Raw genomic sequence first — 5413 nt, forward strand, 5'->3', positions numbered from 1 at the left:
GCGGTGGCCGCCCCACTGGCTAGATGCCGTAGAAGTAGCCGGGGGCCACGAAGAGGCCGACGACGATGGCGATGATGCCCCAGAGGAGCTGCCCGCGCAGCACGCCCAGGACGCCGCCGACAATGAGGATGATTCCGAGGATCGTAAGCAAAATACCCATACGCAACCACTAACCGGTAACGAATTGATCAAACACGTCACCGGTAAAGGTTTTGTAGAAAACCTTTACGTCGCAGGTGAAGGGGGGTATACGCGCAACGATTCTCACATGCGTCCCTCTCGTCTCAGCCTCGGGCGAGCTCCAAGACCTTGGCGACGATGCCTTCACCGACGGTCGCGGTGAGAATCGACTCCGGGTGGAACTGGACCGCGTACCACCGCGCCGCCGGGTCCTCGATCGCCATGACGACCCGCTCCTGGTCCGGTTCCTCGTCCAGGACGGCGGTCACCTCGAAGCCCTTCACCGCCTCGGGCACGGTGTAGGTCGAGTGGTAACGCGCGGCCTGGAAGTGGCCCTGTTCACCTTGGCCTTCCAGCAGCCGTCCGCCCAGCACCCGGACCCCTCCAGGCTTGCCGTGCACGGGATGGTCCAGGGTGCGCAACTCGCCGCCGGCGTGCTCGACCATGCCCTGGAGCCCCAGGCACACCCCGAACACCGGAAGGTCACGGGCGGCCAAGGCGTCCAGCAGGTCGGCCATCGCGAAGTCCCGGGGCAACCCCGGTCCAGGTGAAAGGACCACCAGGTCGGGTTCCCATCGGTCCAACAGGGCGTGGTCGAACCCGTAACGGATGGTGGTGACCTTTGCGCCGTGCCGGCGCACGTAGTCGGCCAGGGTGTTGACGAAGGAGTCCTCGTGGTCCACCAGCAACACCCTCATGCCCTCACCGGGCAGCGGGGTCGGGGCGGCCTCTTCCACGCTCTCCTGGGGATCGCCCTCTTCGACCCGCCGTTCCCGAGCGCCCTGTTCCTCGCCCAGGGCCAGGGTCTCCAAGAGCGCGCGGGCCTTGAGGAAGGTCTCGCGTTCCTCGGCCTCGGGGTCGGAGTCATAGAGCAGGGTGGCTCCCGCTCGCACCGCGGCCACGCCATCACGGATGTGGGCGGTACGCAGGGTCAATCCGGTGTTCATCGACCCGTCGAAGTTGAGCACGCCGACGGCGCCGCCGTACCAGCGCCGAGGGCTGGTCTCGTGCTGCTCGATGAAGCGCATCGCCCAGGTCTTGGGCGCGCCCGTCACGGTGACCGCCCACATGTGGGTGAGGAAGGCGTCCAGGGCGTCGAACTCGCTGCGCAGCGTGCCCTCGATGTGGTCGACGGTGTGGATGAGGCGCGAGTACATCTCGATCTGTCGGCGGCCGATGACGCGGACGGTGCCGGGTTCGCACACCCGGGACTTGTCGTTGCGGTCCACGTCGGTGCACATGGTGAGCTCGGACTTCTCCTTGACCGAGGAGAGCAGCTCCTGGATGTTCTCGGCGTCGCCCAAGGCGTCCTCGCCGCGTCGGATGGTGCCGGAGATGGGACAGGTCTCCACCCGTTGCCCCGTTCCGGGTTCACCGCTGACCCTCACGAACATCTCCGGGGAAGCGCCCACCAGGTACTCACCCTCGCCGAGGTTGAAGAAGAACTCGTAGGGGGCGGGGTTGCGTTCGCGCAGGAGTTCATAGAAGCGGGCCGGGGAGGAACAACGCGCGTAGGTGCGGTGGCCGGGGACTACCTCGAACAGGTCGCCACGACGGAAGCGCTTCTTGGCCTCGGCCACGATCCGCGCGTAGGAGCCGGGTTCGGGACCGGCGGGGACCTCGGTGGCGACCACGGGCGGGGTGGGTGCGGTTTGCCTGGGCAACCCCTCGGTGGTGGCCTCGGGCCGATCACCGGTGGCGGGAACGGTGAACTCGTAGGTGTAGCGCACACAGGTCTCGCGCTTGCGGTCGCGGACGACGATGGCGTCGGGCAGGTGCAGGACCAGATCACGGTCGCTCGGATCACGCTCGATGTGCCGTTCGACGTGCTCGAACTGGAAGGCGAGGTCGTACCCGAAGGCGCCGTACAGACCCAGGTTGGGGTCCTCGGGGCTGCGCAGGGCGGCCAGGAGGGCACGCAGGGCGGTGAAGACGCTGGGACGGCGACTGCGTTCCTCCTCGGTGAAGAACGCGTCGGGGTCGGGCTCGGGGACGGTCACGGTGACATGGTCCGCGCCGGTGTCGGTGATCCGCCCGGCGGTGGCCAGTGCCTCGACCAGGACCGGGAGGAGGACGCGTCCACGCTCGTTGAGGACGGTGGCGGTGACCTCTCGGCCCCGGGTGGCGATCTCCAGGCAAGGGTCGACGTAGCCCAGGTGCCAGCGGTCGTAGCGGCCGGGGTACTCCATCCCCGAGGAGAGCACCCCGCCGCGACGGTATTCGACGGCGGTGACGAGTTCGGTGAGGACCTCGGGGTCACAGGGGGTGGCGCTGCGGTGGACGGTCACGCCACCGGGGGTGCGATAGGTGCTGGTCTGGGCGTCACTGGGCTTCACGGCCGGTCCTTCGGGGCGCATCTGACGGTCGGGTGGTCATCACCGGCCGGGGGCTGCTCCGAAAGCACGAAACGACCGCCGGTCCGGGCGGTCGCTGTTCGGGTACGCGAACTGATCGGGGCGCCGCCTAGGTGCGGCGCCACCACTGTCCGTTGGTGGGATCGATTCGCATAGGGGTGAGTGTAGTCGGTACGGAGAGTGCGTGGGTCCCTGACTCGGAAAACCCTCCGTGGCCGGCTCTGAAGCGTGGTGACCACCCCCGTCGGGGGCCGTCCCGGGGTGGAGGAGTGGCCCCGGCCGAGGGCGGGGCCACACCCGAACACCACTCCGGGCTCAGGTGCCCTTGACGGAGACGCATTCGTCCATTTCACGAGCGTCTTCGAGGTCGTAGGCGTCCTGCTTGCCGCCCTTGGGCCGTTCGCCTTCGGGTAGTTCGTCACCGAAGGCCGGTGTGAAGGTGATCTGGTCCTCCAGGCAGTGCGCCGGCGCCACTGCTCGGTACCACGCCGGCCAAGCCTCCAGTTCGTCCGTGCCGACGTCGTAGAAGGCCACCTCGCCGAGGTGGGAGACGACGATACGGGTGGAGACCGGCTCTCCTGGACGGGCGACGGGGTGCACGATGGTGAACTCGGTGGTCACCGACAGGTAGTCCTGGTCGTACTCGTCCGTACTCTCCTGGGCCCACATCCGACCGTTCACTCGGACCTGGTCACCGATGGGTTCGGCGGTCCCGGGGGTGAGGTTGTAGTTCAGGGAGCGGGCGTTGAGTTCGGGGTCGGGGTTGTCGAACTCTTCCAGGTACCAGTCGAGCGCCTGGCCTTCGAGCAGTTCCACGAACGCGCCGTTGTCCTCCTTGAAGACCGCGTCCTGGTTCAGGTAGGTGGCGTCCAAGAACTCCTGGGTCCGCTCGTAGGCGTCGGCGACCTGATCGGCGTCGTAGGGCCCGACCGCCTCGGCCTCGGGGGGGTCGGGGAAGCCCACCCCGTACTCCTCGGCCGGACTACCGGCGAAGGGGGCGTCCCGGTCGACCTCATCGTAGGGGTTGAGCGAGTCGATGGGGGCGCTCGCGGAGCCGGCGAGGTCTTCAAGGGTGTCGGGCACGAGGGCGCACCCGGTGAGGGTGAGGGTCAGCAGGACGGCCATTCCGGGGATAGCGGAGGCGCGTGTGATCATGAGGGATGCTTTCGTTCACTTATGTCCACTTTGGGGCAAAAGTGAACCTAGCCAGGCCGAAGCCGTCTCCACCACCGGATTTCGGGCACGCTTGGATCACGTTCCCCCCCGCTCAACGCCGCGAAGGAGCAACGCGTGTCCGTTGGACAGCCCCCACTGCCCCGACCGGTCACCGGTGTGTTCGTCCGACAGATCATCCAGACCGCCTGTCCGGGGCATTTCGCCGTGGTGTGGCTGGACGCCCTACCCCCGCCCGAAGGTGTCTCGGCTCACGAGGCCGTGGAGTTCGTCGACGCTCTGCCCACCCAGTGCCACGAAGTCCGCCGGCGTGCCAAGGCCCCCCTCCCCGCCGAGTTCGTCACGGCGTTGGAGAACGGATTCCGGCAGGGATGGCGGCTGCGTGGAGACGGGACACCCCCGTACACCGTGCGCGTCCTGTTGCGTGACGCCCTGTGGCACGACGTCGACTCCAACCGGTCGGGGTTCGAGCAGGCGGGGCGGATCGCCGCCGGTGAGGTCCTGGAGTGTGTCCGCCAAGGGCGGGCGCCTCGTCAGGTGGGACGTGGTTCCCGCCCCGAACGTCCCATCCCACCCATGCCGCGCCTTCGCTGACCCCGCCGGGAGGTCTTCAGCGCACCGAGGGGGAACCGCAGCACTTCTTGTACTTGCGCCTTGAACCGCACCAGCAGGGCCGGTTGCGCTCCGGTGGCCAGGTCACGAGCCGAGGTGAGTCCACGGGCAGGGTCAGCGCCCACGCGCGTCGGGCGTCCTCGGCCCGCGAGTCGAGCCCGTGCGCCGATGCGTGGGCGGCGATCTCCTCCGGATCGGCCAGCACCAGAATCAGGCGTTCCTCGGGCCCTCCCCTGAGTTCGCGCTCGACCTCGTGGTAGTGCTCCTGGTCCCGCCCGGTGAGTTCCACCCGTATGGGGGCCTCGCTCGCGGCGCCGACTCCACCGGTTCGTTCGTCGAGCAGCCCCATCTCCTCCTCCAGGGAGGGACGTGCCTGCTCCGCCTCCCACACCGCCCGGTCGTGTTCGTCGGCGGGAAGACCGAGCCGTTCTCGTGTCCGGGCTCGTCCCATCAGTGGCAACAGGCCCACCGGGTCCATGCCTTCCAGCAGTTCCACCGGCTGGGCGAGGATGCTACGGCAGGCGACGTTGTAGCAGTACAGGGCACGGTCCAGGTCCCCGGCCTCGGCGAACTCGTCGGCGAGTACCGCCGCCATCGGCCGTCCCAGCACCCCGGGGCGCATGAGTTCATCGATGAGCCGCTCCGCCTCCCGTTCCCGCCCCTGTTCCCTGAGCATTTCCGCGAGCATGTGGGTGGCGTACTGGCGGTAGTCGGGTTCAGGGGCGTGTTCGCGCAACAGGTCCAGGACCTGTCGGGCCAGAGCAGGGCGACTTTGGCGCAGCTCGGCCGCGGCGTTCAGGAGGATGTCCCCTGTCGCGTCGGGGGTCTGGGCCAGATCATCGAGGAGGTGCTGGGGCAGGTCCAGGTTCAGGATCGCCGCCACCAGCTCGGGCGGGAGCGGGGCCGAGTAGGCGGGTTCGGGTTCGGTCATTCCCTCAGGCTAGTGGGCCGGCCGGCAACGTTGCCGGTGTGACCAGTGGGTTCTCATCCCGGATGATCTTGCTCCCCGCGCCGGCTTGGGCGCCTTCGGCTTTCGTGGTTTTTGGGAGGTGTCCGCTTGTGGGTGCTCTGGTGGTGGGGCCAGGGGTTGGGGG

General features: G+C 68.2%; 5 protein-coding genes. 1 reads left to right on the forward strand and 4 read right to left on the reverse strand.

The window, feature by feature from the left end:
• Nucleotides 1-19 precede the first annotated feature (19 nt).
• From D472_RS28655 to D472_RS0113045, 3 genes are all read right to left on the reverse strand, one after another.
• On the reverse strand, nt 20-160 hold the full coding sequence (locus D472_RS28655; RefSeq protein ID WP_017604925.1) for a GPGG-motif small membrane protein: 141 nt from the start codon (nt 158-160) through the stop codon (nt 20-22).
• 124 nt (nt 161-284) lie between these two features.
• On the reverse strand, nt 285-2516 hold the full coding sequence (locus D472_RS0113040) for an anthranilate synthase component I (protein WP_017604926.1): 2232 nt from the start codon (nt 2514-2516) through the stop codon (nt 285-287).
• Between the two features lie 333 nt (nt 2517-2849).
• On the reverse strand, nt 2850-3689 hold the full coding sequence (locus tag D472_RS0113045) for a hypothetical protein (protein WP_017604927.1): 840 nt from the start codon (nt 3687-3689) through the stop codon (nt 2850-2852).
• A 135-nt stretch (nt 3690-3824) separates the two neighbouring features.
• Here D472_RS0113045 and D472_RS0113050 point away from each other — a divergent pair, with 135 nt between their 5' ends.
• Complete coding sequence (locus D472_RS0113050) at nt 3825-4301, forward strand: hypothetical protein (RefSeq protein ID WP_017604928.1); 477 nt, start codon at nt 3825-3827, stop codon at nt 4299-4301.
• A gap of 16 nt (nt 4302-4317) precedes the next feature.
• Here D472_RS0113050 and D472_RS0113055 read toward each other — a convergent pair whose 3' ends face one another.
• Nucleotides 4318-5250, reverse strand: a complete 933-nt coding sequence (locus D472_RS0113055; RefSeq protein WP_017604929.1) for an SEC-C metal-binding domain-containing protein — start codon at nt 5248-5250, stop codon at nt 4318-4320.
• Nucleotides 5251-5413: the final 163 nt, after the last annotated feature.

It is taken from the genome of Nocardiopsis alkaliphila YIM 80379 (assembly GCF_000341005.1).
In the GTDB taxonomy this organism is placed as follows: domain Bacteria; phylum Actinomycetota; class Actinomycetes; order Streptosporangiales; family Streptosporangiaceae; genus Nocardiopsis; species Nocardiopsis alkaliphila.

Bases quoted from the DNA above. Each gene is read 5' to 3' on its own strand.
- D472_RS0113055 (WP_017604929.1), bottom strand. From the start codon at position 5,250: ATGACCGAACCCGAACCCGCCTACTCGGCCCCGCTCCCGCCCGAGCTG.
- D472_RS28655 (WP_017604925.1), bottom strand. From the start codon at position 160: ATGGGTATTTTGCTTACGATCCTCGGAATCATCCTCATTGTCGGCGGC.
- D472_RS0113045 (WP_017604927.1), bottom strand. From the start codon at position 3,689: ATGATCACACGCGCCTCCGCTATCCCCGGAATGGCCGTCCTGCTGACC.